Genomic DNA, 3,619 nt, shown 5'->3' with positions numbered 1-3,619 from the left:
GGAGGTCCGACGAATCACTGCTCAACTGGCTCTCAAACCTCTGATCGTTATGTGGCCCGAATCAACCAAACCAGCCGGCCAGAACCGGTTCCGGCGGCCGGGCCACATAATCAGGCAGGGCACAGAACACCGATTATGTTTCGCGGAACATAATCCGTCAGGACGTAAGTGGGTGCCCCGCCAACGATGCGGAAGGAGCGATCCAGGGCGGCGAACACGGACGGCGCCGTCCTATCACGCAACGCAATGACAATCCGGAAGCGCGACCAGGCCAGCCACGCCACGAACAACACGGTCTTCACCCCGCCAATATAGGGGCCGTCGCCGAAATCATATTGCAGCCACTATGTAGAACGCGCGGTTATGCAGAAACCAGGTGGTCCTGGCCGGGAAATGAGTTGCCGTCGTGCTGATCTGTTCTGGTCGGCTTTCTACATAATCGCATGTGGCGCATGCTTGTTTTCTCGATACGGGAAGGTGAGCATGATGACGAAGTATTTTCCGGGGCCGAAGGGCCCATTGGCCCCTTATCTGGTCGGCTACCGGGAGCGGTTGACCGGGCGTGGATATGCGCACTCAACGTCAGGGCAGCTGGGATCCTTGGCTGCCCGGTTGAGTCGTTGGCTTCAGAGGCAGGGACTGGCCGCTGGCGCGCTGACGGATGTGGTGCTGCAGAGGTTCGTTGACGATCTGGCTGCGGAAACACGGCAGACGCATCCGACGGCCGCGTCGTTTGTGTTGTTGATGGACTACTTGCGCCAGCTGGCCGTGGTTCCGGTTCCTGAGCCGCCGCCAGACGCGATGTCCCCGAAATGCATCGTTCTGGGCCAGTTCGACCGCTACCTCGTGGAGGAACGGGGACTTACGGCAAAGACGGTGGAACACTACCGCCGGACTGCCAGTTTGTTGATGGATTGGTTGACCGCACATTCGAGTTCCGTGGGCGCGATGAGCGGGGCGGAAGTCATCTCGTTCACCACCGAACTCAACGAGGTATTGGAAGTAAAGAGCGCCAAATACGCCGTCACCGGGTTGCGGTCCTTCCTGGGTTGGGCGTTTATGGATGGGTTGTGTGCCCGGACGCTGGCCGGTGTGGTTCCGTCGGTTGCCGGTCACGGCAGCAACATTCCGCAGGGTCTGGGCGTAGCGGAAATGGAGGCTTTGTTGGCATCGTGTGACCGCGACACCAGCATCGGGCTCCGTGACTACGCGATTCTCGTCGTGATGAGTCGATTGGGGCTACGCGCCAATGAGGTGGCATCCCTGACGCTCAAGGACATTGATTGGCGTGCCGGGGACATGGTTCTGAAGGGCAAGGGACGTTGCCGGGAGAAGCTGCCCCTACCAAGCGATGTTGGAACGGCCTTGGCAGAATACCTGCGTCGCGACCGGCCCGATTGTGCGGGAGAATCCCTTTTTCTACGGGTCCATGCGCCCGTGGGCGCGCTGAAATCGTCGGGAGTTTCCGAGGTGGTTTTGGCAGCCAGCAGACGTGCCGGTCTTGAAGGAGTACACGCCCACCAACTGCGGCACACAGCGGCAACGCAACTGCTGCGGTCCGGCGGTTCCCTGACCGATGTCGGCCAGGTACTGCGCCATCGAAGCCTTTCCACCACGTCCCAGTATGCAAAAGTCGACTACGCGGCCTTGCGCTCCCTGGCGTTGCCGTGGCCGGGGAGTAAGCCATGAGCACGCCGCGTATCGATGGGGCGTTGATGGCCGACAAGTACCTGCAGATGCGCCGGAGCATGGGCTACAAACTGGATCAGCAGGGACAACTGCTGATGGAATTCATCACGTACTTCCTTCGTAGCGGCGATGCCCATCTCACCAGTCGTCAGGTACTGGAATGGGCGACACTGCCAGCGGGCGCCAACCCGGTGTGGTGGTACGCCCGCCTGGGAGCGGTGCGGCCCTTCGCCCAATATTTGCAGGCCTTTGACCCACTCACGCAGGTCCCTGATCCTTCACTGTTGCTCGATGGGAGCCATCGGGTATTGCCCTACATATTTTCCGATGATGAGCTGGCTCGGGTGCTGCAGGCCACCGACAGGCTGATCACGGAATTCCGCGCCAGAACCTACCGGACGTACATTTCGCTGGTTGCGGTGACAGGGATGCGGCGCAGCGAAGCCACACATCTGGACTGCTCCGACATCGACTGGGGACAAGGGATCTTGACGATCCGGGAAGCGAAATTCCATAAATCACGGCAACTGCCGCTGCATCCAAGCACAGTAGCCGCGCTGGCGGAATATTCCATGATTCGGGACGCAAAGTATCCACATCCCAAAGATCCGGCCGTATTCCTTTCCGCCCGCGGAACCCGCTTGATCCCCGCTAACGCCAGCCAGGTATTTGCACGACTGGCAAGGGAAGCCGATGTGACGCGGCCTGGATTTCACCACCAGCCCCATTTGCACGACCTGAGACATACCTATGCAGTGAAGACACTGCAGGGCTGGTATCGCGCGGGTGCGGACGTCGGCCCCCTATTGCCGCTGCTCTGGACCTATCTCGGGCATCAGAACCCGGCAGCAACGTACTGGTATTTAAGCGGGACTCCGGAATTGATGACCTTGGTCTCCGACCGGCTGGGCTCGTACTTGCAGGAGGAGTCATGACTTCCTTGGCCCCGATCATGGAGTCGTTCTTCCTTCGTCGGCTTATCGGCCAGCGCCGGGCGAGCCAGAACACGGTGGCCTCCTACCGGGACGCATTCCGGCTGCTCCTCCAGTACGCCCACGAGCAAACCGGCAAGGGACCACAGAACCTCGAACTTGAAGACCTCAACGCCGTTCTCATTGGCGGCTATCTGTCCTGGCTGGAGAACAGCAGAGGATCCGGCATCCACACCAGAAATACACGATTGTCAGCGATCCGTTCCCTCTTTCGATACGCATCCTTCGACTACCCCGAGCACGCCGAACTCATCCAACGGGTACTGGCAATCCCGGACAAGCGCTCCGACACTGCCATCGTGACATTCCTGACGGACGACGAATCCAACTCCTTGATCAACGCCCCCGACCCGTCAACATGGAGGGGCCGAAGGGACCAAGCACTTCTGATGACGGCCGTCGTCACCGGCATGCGCGTCAGTGAACTGGTCGACTTGACCGCGAAAGACGCTCATCTGGATGCCGGCGCGTACCTCTCCTGCCAAGGAAAGGGACGCAAAGAACGCATCACACCTCTGACCAAGAGCGCCTGCACGCAACTCAAGGAATGGATGGCAGAACAGCACTCACGGGACACAGACCCCCTGTTTCCCGGCCCCTCAGGCCAGAAACTGACCCGCGATGCAGTGGCCAAAATCGTTGCCCGGCACGTCAAAACAGCGTCAACGACCTGTCCCTCACTGACAACGAAGACGGTAACACCCCACACGCTCAGGCACGCTTGTGCCATGCGGCTCCTGCACGCCGGGATCGATATCGCCACCATCGCATTATGGCTCGGCCACGAAAATATCCGCACCACGCAGATCTACCTGCACGCCGATCTCGACCTGAAGCAGCGCGCTCTCGACCGAACGGCGCCCCCGAGCACCACGCCCGGCCGGTACCGGCCACCCGATGACCTATTGGCATTCCTGGAAGGGCTGTAATTATGTAGA

Annotated in this window: 3 protein-coding genes and 1 pseudogene; 3 read left to right on the top strand and 1 reads right to left on the bottom strand. The window is 60.2% G+C overall.

The features are described from left to right. Nucleotides 1–152: 152 nt before the first annotated feature. Nucleotides 153–344, bottom strand: a pseudogene (locus OS914_RS17795) (IS21 family transposase); the annotation flags it as partial. Between the two features lie 139 nt (nucleotides 345–483). Here OS914_RS17795 and OS914_RS17790 point away from each other — a divergent pair. Genes OS914_RS17790 through OS914_RS17780 form a run of 3 tightly spaced genes read left to right on the top strand, consistent with a single transcriptional unit; the run spans nucleotide 484 to nucleotide 3,610 of the window. Further along, complete coding sequence (locus OS914_RS17790; RefSeq protein ID WP_267547391.1) at nucleotides 484–1,689, top strand: tyrosine-type recombinase/integrase; 1,206 nt, start codon at nucleotides 484–486, stop codon at nucleotides 1,687–1,689. After that, nucleotides 1,686–2,624, top strand: coding sequence for a tyrosine-type recombinase/integrase (locus OS914_RS17785; RefSeq protein ID WP_267547390.1), 939 nt, complete (start codon nucleotides 1,686–1,688; stop codon nucleotides 2,622–2,624). Before OS914_RS17790 ends, OS914_RS17785 begins: the two co-directional genes overlap by 4 nt. After that, nucleotides 2,621–3,610 (top strand): tyrosine-type recombinase/integrase, encoded by a 990-nt coding sequence (locus tag OS914_RS17780; protein WP_267547389.1) that lies wholly within the window; start codon nucleotides 2,621–2,623, stop codon nucleotides 3,608–3,610. Before OS914_RS17785 ends, OS914_RS17780 begins: the two co-directional genes overlap by 4 nt. The last annotated feature ends 9 nt before the right edge of the window (nucleotides 3,611–3,619 follow it).

This window comes from Arthrobacter endolithicus, assembly GCF_026627425.1.
Classification (GTDB): Bacteria; Actinomycetota; Actinomycetes; order Actinomycetales; family Micrococcaceae; genus Arthrobacter_M.
The sequence above is the reverse complement of the archived record's forward strand: the minus strand, read 5'-3'. Positions and strand labels throughout refer to the sequence as shown.